Source organism: Microbacterium invictum, from assembly GCF_034421375.1.
GTDB lineage: Bacteria > Actinomycetota > Actinomycetes > Actinomycetales > Microbacteriaceae > Microbacterium > Microbacterium invictum_A.
The window spans coordinates 1-18,640 of the sequence record NZ_CP139779.1 but is presented as its reverse complement, the minus strand read 5'-3'; the positions used below and the strand labels follow the sequence as shown (position 1 = coordinate 18,640).

18 protein-coding genes and 2 tRNA genes are annotated in these 18,640 nt (G+C 67.9%); 4 read left to right on the top strand and 16 right to left on the bottom strand.

Annotation, left to right across the window (positions count from 1 at the left end):
• The first annotated feature begins 31 nt into the window (after positions 1-31).
• On the top strand, positions 32-1,732 hold the full coding sequence (pknB, locus tag T9R20_RS00100) for a Stk1 family PASTA domain-containing Ser/Thr kinase (RefSeq protein WP_322410541.1): 1,701 nt from the start codon (positions 32-34) through the stop codon (positions 1,730-1,732).
• 179 nt (positions 1,733-1,911) lie between these two features.
• On the opposite strand, the gene T9R20_RS00095 is transcribed toward pknB, so the two are convergent.
• The 3 genes from T9R20_RS00095 to T9R20_RS00085 are packed head-to-tail and all read right to left on the bottom strand — an operon-like array spanning position 1,912 to position 3,556.
• Positions 1,912-2,544 (bottom strand): anthranilate synthase component II, encoded by a 633-nt coding sequence (locus T9R20_RS00095; RefSeq protein ID WP_322410540.1) that lies wholly within the window; start codon positions 2,542-2,544, stop codon positions 1,912-1,914.
• A complete protein-coding gene (locus T9R20_RS00090) occupies positions 2,541-2,696 on the bottom strand; it encodes a hypothetical protein (protein WP_322410539.1) in 156 nt (51 codons plus the stop codon). Before T9R20_RS00090 ends, T9R20_RS00095 begins: the two co-directional genes overlap by 4 nt.
• Positions 2,696-3,556 (bottom strand): class E sortase, encoded by an 861-nt coding sequence (locus T9R20_RS00085; protein WP_322410538.1) that lies wholly within the window; start codon positions 3,554-3,556, stop codon positions 2,696-2,698. Before T9R20_RS00085 ends, T9R20_RS00090 begins: the two co-directional genes overlap by 1 nt.
• A gap of 54 nt (positions 3,557-3,610) precedes the next feature.
• Between T9R20_RS00085 and T9R20_RS00080 the strand changes: the two genes are divergently transcribed.
• Positions 3,611-3,850, top strand: a complete 240-nt coding sequence (locus tag T9R20_RS00080; RefSeq protein WP_322410537.1) for a cell division protein CrgA — start codon at positions 3,611-3,613, stop codon at positions 3,848-3,850.
• 563 nt (positions 3,851-4,413) lie between these two features.
• On the opposite strand, the gene T9R20_RS00075 is transcribed toward T9R20_RS00080, so the two are convergent.
• Complete coding sequence (locus tag T9R20_RS00075) at positions 4,414-5,295, bottom strand: rhomboid family intramembrane serine protease (RefSeq protein ID WP_322410536.1); 882 nt, start codon at positions 5,293-5,295, stop codon at positions 4,414-4,416.
• 23 nt (positions 5,296-5,318) lie between these two features.
• Positions 5,319-5,876, bottom strand: coding sequence for a peptidylprolyl isomerase (locus T9R20_RS00070; protein ID WP_322410535.1), 558 nt, complete (start codon positions 5,874-5,876; stop codon positions 5,319-5,321).
• 101 nt (positions 5,877-5,977) lie between these two features.
• On the opposite strand from T9R20_RS00070, the gene T9R20_RS00065 reads away from it, so the two are divergent.
• Both T9R20_RS00065 and T9R20_RS00060 read left to right on the top strand, forming a co-directional pair.
• A complete protein-coding gene (locus T9R20_RS00065; protein ID WP_322410534.1) occupies positions 5,978-6,562 on the top strand; it encodes a DNA helicase in 585 nt (194 codons plus the stop codon).
• Between the two features lie 17 nt (positions 6,563-6,579).
• Positions 6,580-7,038, top strand: coding sequence for an aminoacyl-tRNA deacylase (locus T9R20_RS00060; RefSeq protein WP_416182920.1), 459 nt, complete (start codon positions 6,580-6,582; stop codon positions 7,036-7,038).
• Here the strand turns inward: T9R20_RS00060 and T9R20_RS00055 are convergent.
• The 11 genes from T9R20_RS00055 to dnaA form a co-directional block, all read right to left on the bottom strand.
• Positions 7,035-7,493 carry an NUDIX hydrolase gene (locus T9R20_RS00055; RefSeq protein ID WP_322410532.1) on the bottom strand — a complete coding sequence of 153 codons (459 nt, stop codon included), beginning with the start codon at positions 7,491-7,493 and terminating at the stop codon, positions 7,035-7,037. The genes T9R20_RS00060 and T9R20_RS00055 overlap by 4 nt on opposite strands.
• 9 nt (positions 7,494-7,502) lie before the next feature.
• A complete protein-coding gene (locus T9R20_RS00050; RefSeq protein WP_322410531.1) occupies positions 7,503-7,997 on the bottom strand; it encodes a hypothetical protein in 495 nt (164 codons plus the stop codon).
• Between the two features lie 244 nt (positions 7,998-8,241).
• Positions 8,242-8,314: transfer RNA gene (locus T9R20_RS00045), tRNA-Ala, on the bottom strand.
• A 10-nt stretch (positions 8,315-8,324) separates the two neighbouring features.
• Positions 8,325-8,401 (bottom strand) — tRNA-Ile (locus T9R20_RS00040).
• 69 nt (positions 8,402-8,470) lie between these two features.
• On the bottom strand, positions 8,471-8,875 hold the full coding sequence (locus tag T9R20_RS00035) for a DUF3566 domain-containing protein (protein ID WP_124292011.1): 405 nt from the start codon (positions 8,873-8,875) through the stop codon (positions 8,471-8,473).
• Positions 8,872-11,496, bottom strand: coding sequence for a DNA gyrase subunit A (gene gyrA / locus T9R20_RS00030; protein WP_322410530.1), 2,625 nt, complete (start codon positions 11,494-11,496; stop codon positions 8,872-8,874). Before gyrA ends, T9R20_RS00035 begins: the two co-directional genes overlap by 4 nt.
• Before the next feature lie 65 nt (positions 11,497-11,561).
• Positions 11,562-13,610 carry a DNA topoisomerase (ATP-hydrolyzing) subunit B gene (gene gyrB / locus T9R20_RS00025; protein WP_322410529.1) on the bottom strand — a complete coding sequence of 683 codons (2,049 nt, stop codon included), beginning with the start codon at positions 13,608-13,610 and terminating at the stop codon, positions 11,562-11,564.
• A gap of 120 nt (positions 13,611-13,730) precedes the next feature.
• Positions 13,731-14,261 (bottom strand): DUF721 domain-containing protein, encoded by a 531-nt coding sequence (locus T9R20_RS00020; protein WP_322410528.1) that lies wholly within the window; start codon positions 14,259-14,261, stop codon positions 13,731-13,733.
• A complete protein-coding gene (recF, locus tag T9R20_RS00015) occupies positions 14,254-15,513 on the bottom strand; it encodes a DNA replication/repair protein RecF (RefSeq protein WP_322410527.1) in 1,260 nt (419 codons plus the stop codon). Before recF ends, T9R20_RS00020 begins: the two co-directional genes overlap by 8 nt.
• Positions 15,514-15,564: 51 nt before the next feature.
• The gene (gene dnaN / locus T9R20_RS00010; RefSeq protein WP_322410526.1) at positions 15,565-16,716 is read right to left on the bottom strand and encodes a DNA polymerase III subunit beta; all 1,152 of its coding nucleotides are present in this window, start codon (positions 16,714-16,716) and stop codon (positions 15,565-15,567) included.
• A gap of 472 nt (positions 16,717-17,188) precedes the next feature.
• Positions 17,189-18,640 carry a chromosomal replication initiator protein DnaA gene (gene dnaA, locus T9R20_RS00005; RefSeq protein ID WP_322410525.1) on the bottom strand — a complete coding sequence of 484 codons (1,452 nt, stop codon included), beginning with the start codon at positions 18,638-18,640 and terminating at the stop codon, positions 17,189-17,191.

Below are 18,640 nucleotides of genomic sequence, written 5' to 3'. Positions count from 1 at the left end.
TAGGCTGTACCCGTTCCACCAGGGGGTGACTGTGACCACTGAGACGCGCGTGCTTTCAGGGCGATACCGCGTCGACGAGATCATCGGTCGCGGCGGCATGGCCACGGTGTACCGCGGCGAGGATCTGACGCTCGGCCGTCAGGTCGCGATCAAGATCCTCGACCGCGATCTCGCCGACGACAATGCCTTCCGCACCCGCTTCCGCCTCGAGGCGCAAGCCGCCTCGCGCATGGCGAATCCCGCGATCGTCCGCGTTTACGACGCGGGCGAGGACTCCGAGTCGGGCGTCGACGGCGTGACACGGCCGGTGCCCTTCATCGTGATGGAGCTCGTGCGAGGGCGCCTCCTGAAGGACATCATCGCCGCAGGCCCGGTACCCGTCGCCGACGCGGTGCGATACGTCGACGGCATCCTCGAAGCCCTGGAGTACTCGCACCGTGCGGGTGTCGTGCACCGCGACATCAAGCCCGGCAACGTCATGGTCACCGAAGCCGGTCAGGTGAAGGTGATGGACTTCGGCATCGCCCGCGCGGTGTCCGACTCGTCGTCGACCGTCGCCGAGACGACCCAGATCCTCGGCACCGCCGCGTACTTCTCGCCCGAGCAGGCCAAGGGCGAGCCGGTCGACGCCCGTGCCGACCTGTACTCCACCGGCGTGGTGCTCTACGAGCTGCTGACCGGTCGTCAGCCCTTCCGGGGCGAGTCGCCGGTGGCGGTGGCGTATCAGCACGTGAGCGAGACGCCGCTCGCCCCGTCCGAGGTCGTCGAGACCGTTCCCCGCGCGCTCGACACCGTCGTGCTGCGGGCGCTGGCGAAGGATCCGTTCCAGCGGTATCAGGATGCCGCGGGCTTCCGCGAAGCACTCGATGCCACCATCGACGGGCGCACGCCCTCCAAGCGCCAGGTGGGCGCCCTCACGAGCGAGCTGTACGGCCCCAATCCCCGTGCCGCCGCCGAAACCGCCCGGTCGCTGCGCCAGCTCAGCACCGACACGACGATGAAGCGCACCCAGGCGGGCCCACCGGTGGCGTGGATCTGGGCCGGGGTCGCGCTTCTGGCCGTCCTTCTCATCTCGGTGCTGTTCTGGGTGGTCACGATCCAGCCGGCGAACGAGGTGCCCTCGAGCGCGCGCATCGTCCCCGACGTGTCGGGCATGACCTACGAGCGCGCGGTGACCGAGCTCGAGGCCCAGGACCTCGTTCCGTCCCAGATCACCGAGCCGAGCGTCGACGTGCCCGAGGGCGCGGTCATCCGCACCGACCCTGCATCGGGCGTCTCGGTCTCGCCCGGCCAGGGCGTGCTCGTCGTGGTGTCGCAGGGGCAGGACCTCTCGACTGTGCCGACCCTCGAAGGACTCACACGCGATGCCGCGGCAGAGGCCCTGAGCGCCGCGGGACTGCGGGTCGGGACGATCCGCACCGAGAACGATCCCGGCCGCGAGGCGGGGATGGTGCTGTCGGCCGATCGCGACGCCGGCACCGAGGTGCCCGCCGGAACCGTCGTGAACCTCGTCGTCGCCACCGGGAACGTCACAATCCTCGACTACCGCGGCTACACCGTCGACGCGGCGACCCGCGAGCTGCAGTCCGAAGAGCTGGGGCTCACCGTCGAGACGGCTGAAGACCCCGGGTGCCCCGCGACCGACCCCGCGACGGTGTCGCAGCAGTCCCTCGCCCCCGGCGACGTGCCGGTGCGTTCGACGATCACACTGACCTACTGCACCGGAGCCTGACGCTCCGGCGGGTCTGCCGCGCGGGCCGGCCCGCGGCATCCTGATTCCTCGCCCGGACGACCGGCTCAGACGCGCGTCTTCGGCTCGGACGCGTACATTCGGGACGGGATCGTCCTCGCCTCGACCGATTGCGCGCGTGCGGACGGCGCGCGGCCATGCGTCGGGCGCGCCCGCGCGTCTCAGCGCTGCGGGCTGAGCCGCGCTCCGCGCGCGGCGGCACCGACGACGCCGACGGACTCGAGCCAGTTGCCGAGCAGGCGGTGGCCCCCCTCCGTCAGCACGCTCTCGGGGTGGAACTGCACACCGAGCACGGGCGCCGAGCGATGCGCGATCCCCATGATCACCCCGCTGTCGGTCTCGGCCGTGACCTCGAGCTCGGGCGGCAGGGTCGAGCGCTCGATCGCGAGGGAGTGGTACCGGGTGGCGGTGAACGGGTCGGCGAGGCCCGCGAAGAGGACGCTGCCGTCGTGACGGACCGCCGAGGTCATCCCGTGCATCAGCTCCGGGGCGTGTCCGACCCGCGCACCGAACGCCTCGGCAATCGCCTGGTGGCCGAGACACACCCCGAGAAGAGGGATGCCGCGGGCCGCCGCCGCGCGGACGACCTCGATCGATGCCCCCGCCTCGCGAGGAGTGCCGGGACCGGGGGAGATCAGGATGCCGCGGTGAGCGTCGAGGGCGCCCGGGAGCGCGGCCGGATCGAGTGCATCGGCCTCGACCATCACGGTGGTGACCCCGAGCTGATGGAGGTACCCGACAAGGGTGTGGACGAAGCTGTCGTGGTTGTCGACGACCAGCACGTCAGCCGTCACTCGACGGTGACTTCCTGCGGGTTGACGAACTGGCTCACCCACGGGAAGGCGTAGAAGAACAGCCCGTAAAGGATGGCCGCGACCAGGACGATGACGATGAACAGCCGCACCCACCAGGGGCCGGGAAGGATGCGCCAGAAGGCGGCGTACATCAGCTCACCGCCTCGGTGAGCGACGCCGGCGGTCCGTCAGCATAGGGCTGGAACGACTCGAAGACGCCGTAGGCGACGATCCGCTCGGCGAGGGAGAACATCGGGCTGCAGCTGGTCATGGTGATGTAGCGCCCGTTCGCCGGGACGTCGGGCATCTGGGGAACAGCGCTGAGAACCTCGACCTCGTCGGGCGTGACGTACTCGAGGGTGCGGAAGCGGTAGGTGTACCATCCCGCCGGGGTCTCGATGACGATGGCGTCGCCGACGTGGAGCTCGGCGATTCGGTTGAAGGGGGCTCCGTAGGTGGTGCGGTGCCCGGCGACGGCGAAGTTGCCGACTTCGCCGGGCATCTTGCTGCCGGGGTAGTGGCCGATGCGGAAGTTGTCGAGGGTGCCGGCGCGGGTGACTCCGCCCGCCATGATCCATTCGTAGTCCGCGCCGAAGCGCGGGATGCGCATGATGGCGAAGTCTTCGGTTCCGGTCGGTTCGGGCAGGATCACCGGCTCGGGTGGCGCGGCCTCGGCCTCGGCGGTCGGTTCGCCGGAGGGGGTCGGCACCGTCTCGGGGAGGCTCTCGGCGTACTGCTCGGCCCACTGCTCCGACAGCTCCTGACCTTCGGCGTTCGCCTGCGCGCCGAAGATCAGGTCACCGAAGTACATCTGCCAGCCGACGTAGAGCAGCGTCACGACGCCGGCGGTGATGAGCAGCTCGCCGAACACCCCGACGATCGAGAGGCGAGGTCGCGGCTTCGCGCGGCGGGGCGCTTCCGTCGCCTGCGGCGCCTCCGGTGGAGCACTCCGGGCGGTGCGATCGCGGCGCAGCGCCGGCTCGGTCATCCGCTCGTCACGCTCGTCACCCACGGGGCGATTGTAGTCACCTCTCGCTGGGATGCCGCTGCCGGATAGAATGGGGCCATGGCACGCTCAGGCAGGGACGACGACACGCTCATCGAGCGCGCGGAGGGCGAAGCCGCCCCCAACCCAGTGTGGTTCAAGCCGATCATGATCGGCCTCATGCTGGTCGGACTCGTCTGGGTCCTCGTGTTCTACATCAGCGGCATGCAGTGGCCGATCCCCGGCATCGGTGCCTGGAACCTCGCGATCGGCTTCGGCATCGCGTTCATCGGGTTCCTCATGACCACGCGCTGGCGCTAGCCGTCCCAGCCCCCTGGCCGCGACCCGGTCATCGTCGACCCTCACGCGGCTCACCTGCCGTCCCCGACTCCGAAAGTCCGCTGAGCCTGATGGCGTGGTCCCTGCGCACCGCGCCCGCGAGAACGGTGGCGCGGTCACTGCCGAACCCTCCCACTCCTCGCCGCGGCGATATCCCTCACCTCGGTGATCTGCGCACCTCCGAGCCGAGGCACGGTGGATCTCCGCGGGACGGGTACGGCGACGGGCGTGCAGCCCGCGCGGGCGGCGTCGCTGTCGACGACGCTCGCACTCCTGCCGCGGCGATATCCCCAAGCTCGGTGACCTGAGCACCTGCCAGCCGAGGCACGGTGGATCTCCGCGGCAGGGGCACGGCTAAGGGCGGGTACGCAGCCCCGGGGAGGCAGGGCCCGCTGGCGCGGGCTCGCGCCGGGGATGCCGGATGCCGGATGCCGGATGCCGAAGCAGCCGGATGCCGGATGCCGAAGCATCCGTCCTCTCCACAGGACCTAATTACACTCGTGTGATTCATCCCCACCTGGGGATGAACCTGTGGATAAGTCCGGTCAGAAGTACAGCACGGGCGGCACGAGCAGCAACGCCAGCAACCCGACCGTCAGCGTGATGAGCAGGGCGATCTGCAGGGGCCGCCGCGACCGCGCGCGCGTCTGGGTGAGGATGACTCCGACGAGGAGTCCCGCGATCAGACCCCCCACGTGGGCCTGCCACGAGATGTTGAACCCCGGGATGAACCCGATGACGAGGTTGATCCCGAGCACGATGGCGATTCCCATTACAGGAGCGCCGAGATGCCGGCCGATGATGAGGAGCGCGCCGAAGAGGCCGAACACCGCGCCCGAGGCGCCGACCACCGGCGTACCGAAGGCGAGCAGTGCCACGGCGACCGAGCCGCCGAGCGTGCTGATGAGGTAGAGCGCGACGAAGCGCCACCGGCCCAGGAGCGGCTCGAGATTGCGCCCGATGAGCCACAGCGCCAGCATGTTCAGACCGATGTGCCAGAACCCCGAGTGCACGAGCGACACCGTGAGCAGGCGCCAGGGCTGGAAGACCCCGAACGCTTCGGGGTAGAGGGTCGGCGCCCAGAACGACAGGATGTCGGTCACGGTGCCCCCGAACCCGGGGATCAGCGAGATGAGGTACACCAGGGCGGTGATGCCGATGATGGCGTAGGTCGCGAGCGGCCGGGTGTCGCCGACGGCGACCACGGCGGGGCGCCGTGCCCACCGGCGTTCCGCCTTCTTCTGCGCCGGGGTGCGCGAAGCCTGCTGCTCGGCGAGGCACTCCGGGCAGATCACGCCGACGGGTGCCGGCGTCTGGCACTCGGGGCAGATGGTGCGCAGGCACCGCTGACACAGGACGAAGCTCTGCCGATCGGGATGCCGGTAGCAGAAGTTGTCGCTGTTGCGACGAAGGTCGTCGGAGGTCACGTCCGTGTCAGCGGCGCCGCCGATCAGGCGGCGACGACGTCGATCGACTCGATGACGACGGGCTCGACCGGACGGTCGCCGGCGGCGGTGGGAACCTTCGCGATCGCGTCGACGACGGCGCGTGAGTCGTCGTCGGCGACCTCACCGAAGATCGTGTGCTTGCCCTGCAGCCAGGGGGTGGGGTCGGTGGTGATGAAGAACTGCGACCCGTTCGTGCCCTCCGGCTTGCCGGTGAGTCCGTTGCGGCGCAGACCGGCGTTGGCCATGGCCAGCTTGTAGGGGGCGTTGAAGTCGAGCTCGGGGCTGATCTCGTCGTTGAAGGTGTACCCGGGGCCGCCGGTTCCCTGCCCGAGCGGGTCGCCGCCCTGGATCATGAAGCCGGGGATGATGCGGTGGAAGATCACGCCGTTGTAGAGGGGGCCTTCGCCCGGCTTGCCGGTGGCGGGGTGGGTCCAGGAGCCCGAACCGTCGGCGAGACCGACGAAGTTCTGGACCGTGCGGGGGGCCTGCTCGCCGAAGAGATTGACCACGATGTCTCCGTGGTTGGTGTGGATGGTGGCGACAGCGGTGTGAATGGGCATGAGTACATTCTTTCAGAGTCCCGTGCAAGCCCTGGCGGTCAGGGGGCAGTCTGGCAAGATGGACGAAACGTCCGATCACGCCTGTCCAAAGGGAGGGCCCCGTGAGCCTCAGCCGTAAGCGCAAGAAGGAACTCCGCAAGCTTCAGCGCGAAGCCAACAATCTGTGGGAGTCGCAGCAGGTGCTCGTGGGCCAGGCGGCCAATGTCGCCCGTGAGGCCGGTCGTCAGCTCGGCAAGTACGGTCGCGAAGACCTCGGTCCGCAGGTGCAGGCGACGTACGGCAAGTACGCCCAGCCCTACATCAGCAAGGGCGTCGACGTCTCGCGCGACGTGCTGACGCACCGCGTCCTTCCCGCCACGGGTGCCGTGGTCGGTTCGGCGATGTCGGTGTGGGATGCGGCCAACGACACCCGCGAGAAGCTCGCCAAGGGCAAGGGTCTGTCGCTTCCCGACTCGAAGACGTACGCCAAGAAGGCCGAGAAGTACGGCAAGGATGCCACCAAGGCGCTGTCGAAGAAGTTCTCGGCGCTCGAGCCGAAGAAGCAGGGCATGGGTGCCGGCGGGGTCATCGCGATCATCCTCGGTGTCGCCGCTGCAGCCGGTGTGCTCTACGCCGCGTGGCAGACTCTGCGGGCCGACGACGAGCTGTGGGTGGCCGACGACCCGCTGCGCGCCCCCGACGCTTGAGCTCAGGATTGGAACACGTGAGAGAGGCCGCGCAGGCGCGCGGCCTCTCTGTCGAGTTCCGTGAACGCCCCGCAGCGCGGAGCCTGCCCGAGGCGGCCGAGCTTCTCGGCATCCCTCCGGCAGGGATCGTGAAAACTCTCGTGGTCAAGAGGGCGGATGACTCATATCTGTTCGCCCTGGTTCCGGGTGACCGCGCGATCTCGTGGCCGAAGCTGCGCGCCGTGGTCGGCGTCAATCGTCTGAAGCTCCCCGATCCGGATGCCGCGCTGGCGGCGACCGGCTACGAGCGGGGGACGATCGTGCCCATCGGCAGTTCCACCGACTGGCCGATCTACGCCGACGAGCGCATCGTCGGGGAGCGGATCGCCATGGGTGCGGGCGCGCACGGGTACAGCCTGTTCGTGGAGGCCGATGCGCTCATCGCCGCCTACGGGGCGACCGTCGCCGACATCTCGCAACCCGCGGAGGAACGCTAGTCCGACGCGCCCGCGGCGGCCGGGTCGTGGCGGACGTAACCCGCCATACCGAGGGCGACGTCGACCAGCCGCACATGCTGGAGGCCGGCCACACCGTCAAGGGGGAACCATCCCGCTCTGTCGGTGCTGCCGCCGATCTCGTGACGGAGCCGGCCGGCCGTGACGTGTGCGCGAAAGACGATCTGCAGGGTGTGCAGCGGCTCGGTGGCACCGGGTGTGATGCGGCGGTTGCCCGGGATGACGCGGGAGTTGATGCCGAGCAGCTCATCGAGCTCGACGTCATACCCGGTCTCTTCCCGCACCTCTCGACGCGCGGCCGACGCGGGATCCTCGCCAGGCTCCAGACCGCCACCCGGCAGTGTCCAGGCTGCGCGCCGCCCCTCGCTCCAGTGTGCGAGGAGGAGGCGATCCGCGTCGTCGACGACGACCGCGTACGCGGCGACGCGCAGGTCCACACGACGACCCTAAAGCACCGGAAACCGTTCCCCGCCGTCTTTCCGAGACCCGCGGGACGTCGTGAAGCTCTGTCCCACCCATTGCGTCAGCCTCCTGCCGAGCCCCCACTGAGGAATGGTCATCGCTCCGCGTCGCGTCGACGTGTGAACGACACCGCGATCATCACGGATCGCCACCTGACAGCGCACCGGAACGCGCGCGCCTTGAATATCGGCCTGCGCTGTGAGCAACAGGGTGGCGGCCGCCACCCATTCTGGGTCGCTTCGACGCGCGGGGAGATGACGCGTGAGATCTTCGCGGAGATAACGCGCGAGATCGGCGACCTCAGGCGCCGCGGGCTGTACGGTTCCATCGAGCATGTCGAAGGAGAAGGTCGTCCCGTGCCCGGCGCGCACCGCGAACGCGACGTAGGCCAGTGGCCAGTCGGGGTTGGCGGCAGAGTCGAACACGAAGTGCCCGGTGATGCCGTCCGCGGCGTCCTGAAGTTCCCGTCGTCTCGGCACCGGTCTGCGCTTCTCTTCGCGGCCTCAGGGCAAAGGAAAGTAGCACAGACCCGGCACACACAGTGGCGTCCAGGCGCTCCGGGGAGTAGCTCCCCGGAGCGGGGAGAAGCCCGTCTGGCCTCGGGATGATGGTAGGTGGAGCCTAGGAGATTCCGTCGCCTCGCTTCGCTCGGCTCCTCCTCGAATCACTCAGCCCGAATAACGCATGAAGGGCCGACCCTTCGGGCCGGCCCTTCACGCGTTGTGGAGCCTAGGAGATTCGAACTCCTGACATCCTGCTTGCAAAGCAGGCGCTCTACCAACTGAGCTAAGGCCCCGGGGCTGGGATGGTGGGGCTACCAGGACTTGAACCTGGGACCTCTTCATTATCAGTGAAGCGCTCTAACCGCCTGAGCTATAGCCCCGATTGTGGCGGCGACTCACGTCGCCAACCTCCAAGAGATTACCGGACGCGACCGGTTTTCTCGAATCGGTCAGTTGGAGGTGAAGCCGACCAGCAGGCCGCCGGTCACCTTCACCGCGAGGTTGTAGATGCCCGCCATGACAGCACCGAGCACCGTGACCACGACGAGATTCAGGATGCCCACCACCGCGGCGAACGCCAGCACCTGCGGAAGCCCCAGGAACTGCGCCAGCACGAAGCCGCCGTCGGTGAAGCTCGCCAGCAGCTCGTCGACCTCGGCGATCAGTCCCGTGGTCGACACCACGAGGTAGATCATCACCAGCGAGACGACCGTGACGATCGCCACGGCGACCGCCGCGAGGAACGAGAGCTTGACCGCCGACCAGAAGTCGACGTACACCAGCCGCAGCCGCACCTGCTTGGCGCTGGTCTTGCTGCTGGATTTACGGGCGAGCTTGTCGGCTACCGTGCTCATGCGTCAGTACTTCCTTCGGGCGTCTCGGGGGTGTCGGGTGCATCCGCCTCCTGCGGCACCGTACCGGCCGGGAGATCTGGATCGGCCGCCAGACTCGAGTCTGCCTCGGGTGCCTCGCCGTTCTCTGTGAGATTGCGCTCGGAGTTCCTGGCGATCGCGATGATCCGATCATCGTCGCCGGCACGGGCGAAGACGACACCCATCGTGTCGCGTCCCTTGGCAGGCACCTCGGCCACCGCAGAGCGTACCACCTTGCCGCTGGCAAGAACCACCAGGACCTCGTCGTCCGCCGAGGCGATGAGACCGCCCGCGAGCACGCCGCGATCCTCGGTCAGCCGTGCGACCTTGATGCCGAGGCCCCCGCGACTCTGGCTGCGGTACTGGTCCACCGAGGTGCGCTTTGCGTAGCCGCCTTCGGTGACGACGAAGACGAATCCGTCGTCGGAGACGACCGAGGCCGACAGCAGCGAGTCGTCTCCGCGGAACGACATGCCCTTCACACCTTCGGTGGCGCGTCCCATCGGGCGCAGGGCCTCGTCGGTGGCGGTGAAGCGCAGCGACATCCCGTGCCTGCTGATGAGGAGGAGGTCGTCGCCGTCGTTCACCAGCAGTGCACTGACGAGCTCGTCGCCGTTCTCCTCGTCGGCGCCGCGCAGCTTGATGGCGATGACCCCGCCCTGACGGTTGGTGTCGTACTCGGTGAGTCGGGTCTTCTTGACCAGACCGCTGCGCGTTGCGAGCACGAGGTGGGTGGCGACGGTGTAGTCGCGGATGTCGAGGATCTGCGCGATCTCCTCACCGGGCTGCAGCGCCAGCAGGTTCGCCACGTGCTGGCCCTTGGCATCGCGGCCGGCTTCGGGCACTTCGTAGGCCTTCGCCCGATAGACCCGGCCCTTGGTGGTGAAGAACAGCAGCCAGTGGTGGGTGGTGGTGACGAAGAAGTGCTCGACCACGTCGTCGGCGCGCAGCTGCGCGCCCTTCACGCCCTTGCCGCCCCGGTGCTGGGAGCGGTAATTGTCGCTGCGGGTGCGCTTGATGTATCCGTCGCGGGTGACGGTGACGACCATCTCCTCCTCGGGGATGAGGTCTTCGACCGACATGTCGCCGTCGAACCCGGGCAGGATCTCGGTGCGGCGATCGTCGCCGAACTTGTCCACGATGGCGGTGAGCTCGTCGCGGATGATCTGGCGCTGACGCGCCGGGTCGGCGAGGATCGCGTTGAACTCGGCGATCTGGGTCTCGATCTCGCGCGCCTCGTCGATGATCTTCTGGCGCTCGAGCGCCGCGAGGCGGCGCAGCTGCATCGCGAGGATGGCGTCGGCCTGGATGTCGTCGATGTCGAGGAGGGTCTTCAGTCCTTCGCGGGCGTCGTCGACGGTCGGCGAGCGGCGGATCAACGCGATGACGTCATCCAGCGCATCGAGCGCCTTCAGGTAGCCACGCAGGATGTGCATCCGCTCCTCGGCCTTGCGCAGCCGGAAGCGCGTGCGGCGGACGATGACGTCGACCTGGTGGGTGATCCAGTAGGAGATGAACTGGTCGAGGGAGAGCGTCCGCGGCACGCCGTCGACGATCGCCAGCATGTTGGCGCCGAAGTTCTCCTGCAGCTGGGTGTGCTTGTACAGGTTGTTCAGCACGACCTTCGCGACCGCGTCCCGCTTGAGCACGATGACCAGGCGCTGGCCGGTCCGACCCGAGGTCTCATCACGGATGTCGGCGATACCGGTGATCTTCCCCTCGCGCGCGAGGTCGCCGATCTTCACCGCGACGTTGTCGGGGTTCACCTGGTACGGCAGTTCGGTGATCACCAGGCACGTGCGGCCCTGGATCTCTTCGACGTTGACCACCGCGCGCATGGTGATCGAGCCGCGACCGGTGCGGTAGGCCTCTTTGATCCCGCGGGTGCCGAGGATCTGCGCCGCCGTGGGGAAGTCGGGGCCGGGGATGCGCTCCATGAGCGCCTCGAGCAGCTCCTCCCGTGTGGCATCCGGGTGCTCCAGCGCCCACAGCGCACCGGCGGACACTTCGCGGAGATTGTGGGGCGGGATGTTGGTGGCCATACCCACCGCGATGCCGACGGACCCGTTGACGAGCAGGTTCGGGAACCGAGCCGGCAGGACGACGGGCTCCTGCGTGCGGCCGTCGTAGTTCGGCTCGAAGTCGACGGTGTCCTCTTCGATGTCGCGCACCATCTCCAGCGCGAGGGGGGCCATCTTCGTCTCGGTGTACCGGGGAGCAGCCGCTCCCTGGTTGCCGGGAGAGCCGAAGTTCCCCTGCCCGAGAGCGAGCGGGTAGCGCAGCGCCCAGGGCTGCACCAGGCGGACGAGGGTGTCGTAGATCGGGGCGTCACCGTGGGGGTGGAACTGACCCATGACCTCGCCGACGACGCGGGTGCACTTCGAGAACGCCTTGTCGGGGCGATAGCCGCCGTCGTACATGCCGTAGATCACCCGACGGTGCACCGGCTTCAGTCCGTCTTCGACCCGGGGCAGGGCACGCCCGACGATGACGCTCATCGCGTAGTCGAGGTAACTGCGCTGCATCTCCAGCTGCAGGTCGACCTGGTCGATGCGGCCGTGGTTGTGTCCGGCGTTCGCGTCGGGACGCTCGTCGTCAGCCATCAGTTGTCTCTACTTTCTTCGTTCCGTCTCGTCGTACCGAGACGTGACGCGCCGTGATCGAGTCGTCAGATATCGAGGAAACGCACGTCTTTGGCGTTTCGCTGGATGAATCCCCGCCGCGACTCGACGTCTTCGCCCATGAGCACCGAGAAGATCTCGTCGGCCGCCGCGGCGTCGTCGATGGTCACCTGACGGAGGATCCGCGTCTCGGGGTTCATGGTCGTCTCCCACAGCTCGTGGTCGTTCATCTCACCGAGACCCTTGTACCGCTGGATGCCGCCGTCGTTGGCCTTCGGCAGCCGGTTGCCGCGGGCCTGGCCCTCGACGAGCATCGCGTCGCGCTCGCGATCGCTGAACGCGTACTCGTGATCGGCGTTGGACCACTTCAGGCGGAACAGGGGAGGCTGCGCGAGGTAGACGTATCCCGCTTCGATCAGGCCTCGCATGTACCGGAAGAGCAGGGTGAGCAGAAGCGTCGTGATGTGCTGTCCGTCGACGTCGGCATCGGCCATCAGCACGATCTTGTGATAGCGCGCCTTCGTGATGTCGAAGTCTTCGCCGATGCCCGTGCCGAAGGCCTGGATCATCGCCTGCACCTCTTTGTTGCCGAGGGCGCGATCCAGCCGCGCACGCTCGACGTTGAGGATCTTGCCTCGCAGGGCGAGGATCGCCTGGGTGCGCGGGTCGCGCCCCTGCACTGCCGATCCGCCGGCGGAGTCACCCTCGACGAGGAAGATCTCGCTGATCGACGGGTCTTTGCTCGTGCAGTCCTTGAGCTTGTCGGGCATCGCCGCCGACTCGAAGACGCTCTTGCGACGCGCGGTCTCGCGGGCCTTCCGCGCAGCCAGACGCGCGGTCGCGGCATCGATGGCCTTGCGGATGATGTTCTTCGCCTGCACCGGGTTGCGGTCGAACCAATCGCCGAGGCGATCGCCGACGACCTTCTGCACGAAGGCCTTGGCCTCGGTGTTGCCGAGCTTCGTCTTGGTCTGACCCTCGAACTGCGGCTCCGAGAGCTTGACCGAGATGACGGCGGTCAGTCCCTCGCGGACATCCTCGCCCGAGAGGTTCTCGTCCTTCTCCTTCAGGAGGTTGTTCGCTCGGGCATACCGGTTCACGAGGGCGGTCAGCGCCGCCCGGAACCCTTCCTCGTGCGTGCCGCCCTCGTGGGTGTTGATCGTGTTGGCGAAGGTGAAGACGTTCTCGGTGTAGCTCGTCGTCCACTGCATCGCCATCTCGAGGGCGATCTTGCGATCGGTGTCCTCGGACTCGAACGCGATCACCTCGTCGTTGACGATCTCGGCGCGGCGCACCTTGTTGAGGTACTCGACGTAGTCGACGAGCCCGCGCTCGTACAAGAAGCTGTTGCGCGGATGGTGAGGCTTCTCCTCGCCGGTCTCGTCGGCCTCGACCGACACCGCGCTCTCGCGCTCGTCGCTGAGGGTGATGCGCAGCCCCTTGTTGAGGAACGCCATCTGCTGGAAGCGGGTGCGCAGCGTCTCGTAATCGAAGTCGACGTTCTCGAAGATGCCGGCGTCGGGCCAGAAGGTGACCGTCGTGCCGGTCTGGTCGCTCGGCTCATCCTTCGACAGCGGCGCCTGGGGGACGCCGCCGTTTCGATACGACTGCCGCCAGACGTGTCCCTGTCGCCGTACCTCGACATCGAGCCGGGACGACAGGGCGTTCACCACCGACGAGCCGACGCCGTGCAGGCCGCCCGAGACGGCGTACCCGCCGCCGCCGAACTTGCCGCCCGCGTGAAGCACGGTGAGCACGACCTCGACGGTGGATTTCCCCTCCGTGCGGTGCATGTCGACCGGGATGCCACGGCCGTTGTCGATCACGCGAATGCCGCCGTCTTCGAGGATCGTGACCTCGATGGCGTCGCAGTAGCCTGCGAGCGCCTCGTCGACCGCGTTGTCGACGATCTCGTAGACGAGGTGATGCAGGCCGCGCTCGCCGGTCGAGCCGATGTACATCCCGGGGCGTTTGCGGACCGCTTCGAGGCCCTCGAGCACCTGGATGTCGTCGGCTCCGTAGTCGCCCTCCACCCGATTGTCCGCGTTGCGCGGCTCGGTGCTTCCGGGAACGCTTTCAGGGGTCACAGACGTCATAGAATTCCAGCGCTCCACATCGGTTCACGAACCTTCACAGTCTATCAAGCGGATGGCTCGTTTCACGCCTCTACGCCGCTGTGGCGGCATGAAATGCGCTCGGACAGGATCTGACGTGGCTCAGCCGTAGGTATCGCGCGGACCGCGCCCTGGAATGGCTCTCGGACCCCATTTCCAGGAGGGGACGTCCGGCCCGATGAAACGGATGGATTCGACCCCTGCCTCGGGATAGCGCCGAACGATCTCCGACAGGATGTGCGCGCGCATCAACTGCAGCTGTTTGGCCCACGCCGTCGAGTCGGCTTGGACGGTGAGGATGCCGCGGTCGAAGGCGACCGGGCGGGTGTGCTGCGCGGTGTTCTCGCCGGCCACCTCGTTCCAGGTGCGCACCACGTCCTCTCGGGCGAGCTGAGGCTCCCACCCTGCCTGCTTCGTGAGATCGGCGAGCACGTCCGCGACTCCCTTGGGATCGCGGCCCGGTGCGAAGGGCTGATGCGCCTCGTCGACGTCGCGGGTGCGGCGACGACGTCGCAGCGCACGAGGGGAGGGGTCGAGCCCGCGCAGCCGCAGGTAGGTCGCGATCGTCTCGGGCAGCGCCTCGGCCGCCGACCCGGTGCCCCCTGAGGTGTCGGGTTCGCCGCGCTCAGCCATGAGCGCCCCCGTCGATGCCCTCGCCGTGACCACGGCCGGCACCCACCGGCGAAGAGTCCTCGGGATCGACGATCGCCCCCGCCTCCACGCGGAGAGTGTGCGCGCGCAGCGCGCCGGGCACGTCGGCGTCCACCGCGGCCGTCACGATCACCTGTTCGAAACCGACCGTGAGCTCGGCCAGGCGCCCGCGGCGCCCGCTGTCGAGTTCGGCGAAGACGTCGTCGAGGATGACGATCGGGTCGCCGAGCTGCGAGTCGGCGCGCAGCAGCTCGGCGGATGCGAGGCGCAACGACAACGCGACGGACCAGGATTCGCCGTGCGACGCGTACCCCTTCACCGGCAGCCCGCGCACGCGCAGGACCAGGTCGTCACGATGCGGTCCCACCAGGGTGATGCCCCGGTCGAGCTCAGCAGAGCGCCGCGCGGCGAGCGCGGCGCGGAACTGCGCGACCACGTCGGCCGCGGTGGGCATGACCGCGGCCGCGGCATCCGTCTCCGCCGCTCGCGGCGCCGCCTCATCGTCCTCATCGGACTCGGCATCGCCGTCGGCATCGCGGGAGAACGACAGCGCCCACTCGAGCTCGGGACGGTGGTCTTCCCCCGCGATCGCCCGGTAGGCCGCCGCGACCGGTGGGGTGAGGTCGATGGCGAGGGCTGTGCGCGCCCGGATGATCTCCGTACCCAGAGTGACGAGCTTGTCGTCCCAGACATCGAGGGTGGACAGTGCCTCGGCCTTCAGACCCCGGGCGCGCGCCGACTTCAGCAGCGCGGTGCGCTGCTTGAGCACGCGGTCGTAGTCGGCCAGCACCCCGGCCATGCGCGGCGCGCGCTGCACCAGCAGCTGATCGGCGAAACGGCGACGGGCAGACGGATCGCCGCGGACGATCTGGAGGTCTTCGGGAGCGAAGAGCACCACCTGCGCGTAGCGCGGAAGTTCAGCGGTGCGCACGGGGGTGCCGTTGACGCGGGCCTTGTTGGATCCGCGCCGGTTCACCTGCGCCTCCAGTTGCACACGACGCTCGCCGTGCGCGAGCCGTGCGCGGACGATCGCGTGTTCGGCTCCGTCGCGCACCATGGGCGCATCGCTGGAGACCCGGTGCGACCCCAGCGTGGCGAAGAACGCGATCGCCTCGACGAGATTGGTCTTGCCCTGCCCGTTCTTGCCGACGAAGACGTTCGGACCCGGGCGCAGAGCCAGGTCGACGGCCGCGTAGTTGCGGAAGTCGACCAGACTCAGGTGCTCGACGATCACCGTGACAGCCTAGTTCGACGCTCCGACCTCGACCCCCGGGCCGGCAGTCGCTCAGCGCAGCAGCAGGTTCGGCTGCAGCAGGTACTTGAACGACTCGGCGCCGCCCTTGTCGACCGAGGTCTGCGGCGTGATGAGCACGGGGCTCAGCTTGTTGGCGTTCTCGCTCGAGGTGAACGTGATGCGCGTGAACTCGCTGCGCACCGCGCCGAGCGACTCGAGCAGATACTGCGGGTTCAGGCCCAGCGTCACATCATCCCCGACGAGCGTGGCGTCCACCGACTCGGTCGCCCGGGCCTGTTCGGTACCGGAGGCGTCCATGGCCACACCCTCGGAGGTGAAGGTGAACCGCAGCGGGGCGGAGCGGTCGAGGACGAGCGAGACACGACGGACCGCTTCGGCCAGTTCAGCGGTGTTCACGACCGCGTGGTGCTCGGTCTGCTCGGGGAAGAGCCGCCGAACGGGCGGGAAGTTCCCCTTGATCAGGAGCGAGGTCACCGTCTTGTTCCCGGCGGTGAAGGCGATGATCTCGCGGTCTCCGGCTCCCGAGAAGGCGATCGAGATGTCGCCACCGTGCGCGAAGGTCTTGCCGACCTCGGTGAGCGTGCGGGCGGGGACGAGGGCGGTGGTGGCGTCGTCGGATGCTGCGGAGCCGCCGTCCCACGGGATCTCACGCAGCGCGACGCGGTACCGGTCGGTCGCGACCAGGCTCAACCGGGTGCCGGTGACCTCGAGCTGCACGCCGGTGAGCACCGGGGTGACGTCGTCGCGCGACGCGGCGAAGGCGACCTGCGCGATGGCGGTCGCGAAGTCCTCGGCGGGCACGAGGCCCGATTCGCCCGAGACCTCGGGGATCGCGGGGTACTCCTGCACCGGCATGGACGAAAGCGTGAACCGCGCCGAACCGCAGGTGAGCAGGATTCCGCCGTCATCCTCGACGGCGATCTGGATCGGGGCGTTCGGCAGACGGCTGGCGATCTCGGACAGCAGACGACCGTGCACGAGGATCGTGCCCGGCTCGTCGACGGTCGCGTCGATCGTCGTCCGCGCCGAGGCTTCGTAGTCGAAGGCCGAGAGCGACAGACCGGCGTCACTCGCTTCGATCAGGACACCCGCCAGGATCGGCTGCGGATTGCGCTGCGGAAGAAGCTTCACCACGAACGAGACGGCTTCGCTGAACACATCGCGATTGACGTGGAACCTCACGGGCGCTCCCTTGACGGCGGGTTGGGCCTTCTCATGCTAGTAGTCGGCCTGGCCCATGCTAGTGCCCGCATCCGGCGGCATCCGGACCCGAACGCTCCACCGACCGAGCCTGTGGAGGTGATCGGATGAGCTTTCTAGAGAAGGATTTCTGTCATCTTGTTAACAGCTGTGGAAACTGTGGACAACTCCGTGGATGCCATGGCGCACACCGGAACTACACGCGTGTGAGATGTGGATCGGCTGCGGACGGCGACGTGCACAGATCGAGCGCCGACCCTGAGTCATCCACAGTTGTCCACAGGTGCGCACGGTGCGTGCACAGTGATTCCGCAGGGCCGGGGAGTTATCCACAAGTTTTCCACACTGTGAGGAAACGGATAATGGCGTCGCCCAGGGGGTCGTGTCAAGCACGGATTTCGGCATACACGGGCATGCGGCACCGCGTTGCATGCGGCAGCGAGGATCGATCGGGTCAGCGCCCGCCGCGACCGAGCTGCGTGGTGATCTCGGTCACCTGGTTGTAGATCGAGCGACGCTCCTTCATCAGGTCGCTGATCTTCTTGTACGCGTACATCACGGTCGTGTGATCGCGGTTGCCGAAGAGCTGGCCGATCTTCGGGAGCGACAGATTCGTGCGCTCGCGACACAGGTACATCGCGATCTGCCTCGCGGTCGCGACGGCCTGCGATCTGCTCGAGCCGTAGAGGTCGTCCACGGTGAGCTTGAAGTATTGTGCCGTGGCCGTGATGATGTCGGTCGGCGAGATGATGTTCGCGTCGTCCTGATCGACGATGTCACGGAGCACTGTCTGGGCCAGCGACATGTCGAGGCTCGACCGGTTGAGGCTGGCGAAGGCCGAGACCCGGATGAGGGCGCCCTCGAGTTCGCGGATGTTGCTGGAGACGACGGTGGCGATGTACTCCAGCACCTCGTCGGGGATGTGCAGGCGCTCGGACTGCGCCTTCTTGCGCAGGATCGCGATGCGCGTCTCGAGGTCGGGGGCCTGCACATCGGTGATCAGGCCCCACTCGAACCGGCTGCGCATGCGGTCTTCGAAGCCGGTGAGATGCTTCGGAGGCACGTCGCTGGTGATGACGACCTGTTTGTCGTGATCGTGCAGCGTGTTGAACGTGTGGAAGAAGGCCTCCTGCGTCTCGGCACGCCCCTGCAGGAACTGGATGTCGTCGATGAGGAGGATGTCGACATCGCGATACCTGGCTTGGAACGCCGAGCCGCGGTTGTTGGCGATGGAGTTGATGAAGTCGTTCGTGAACTCTTCGCTGGAGACGTACCGCACCTTGATACCGGCGTAGAGGCTGATGGCGTAGTCGCCGATAGCGTGCAGCAGATGCGTCTTGCCGAGCCCGGAGTCGCCGTAGATGAACAGCGGGTTGTAGGCCTTCGCGGGAGCCTCGGCCACCGCGACCGCCGCAGCATGGGCGAAGCGGTTGGACTGCCCGATGACGAAGTTGTCGAAGGTGTACTTCGGGTTCAGCCGGGTGTCGGTGCGGGATCCGGATGCCGGCTCGACCGGCTCTTCGCGGGGCGAGCGGATCGGCGTGAGCGGCGCGGTGACCGCCGGTGCGGTGCCGTTGGTCTCCGCCGGGGCGCCCTGGACGGACGGGGCCGACATCGGAGCGTCGACGAGGTCGGGGTTCACGACCACGCGGAAGGCACTGGCCGCGGGGTTTCCCTCCACGTCGACCCGTGACAGGGCTTCGAGCAGAGGAGCGCGCATGCGCTTGTTGACCTGTGCGGCGGTGAGGTCGTTGGGGACGTCGAGATATAGCGTCCCGCCGATGACGCCCTGCGGCACCGCGAGGTTCAGGAAGCCGTGAAGCTGCGGGGTGACGCGCTCATCCGACGCCAGGATCTCCATGACGGCAGGCCAGAACGGTACATCTGGTGCGTCCTGCTCGGCCAT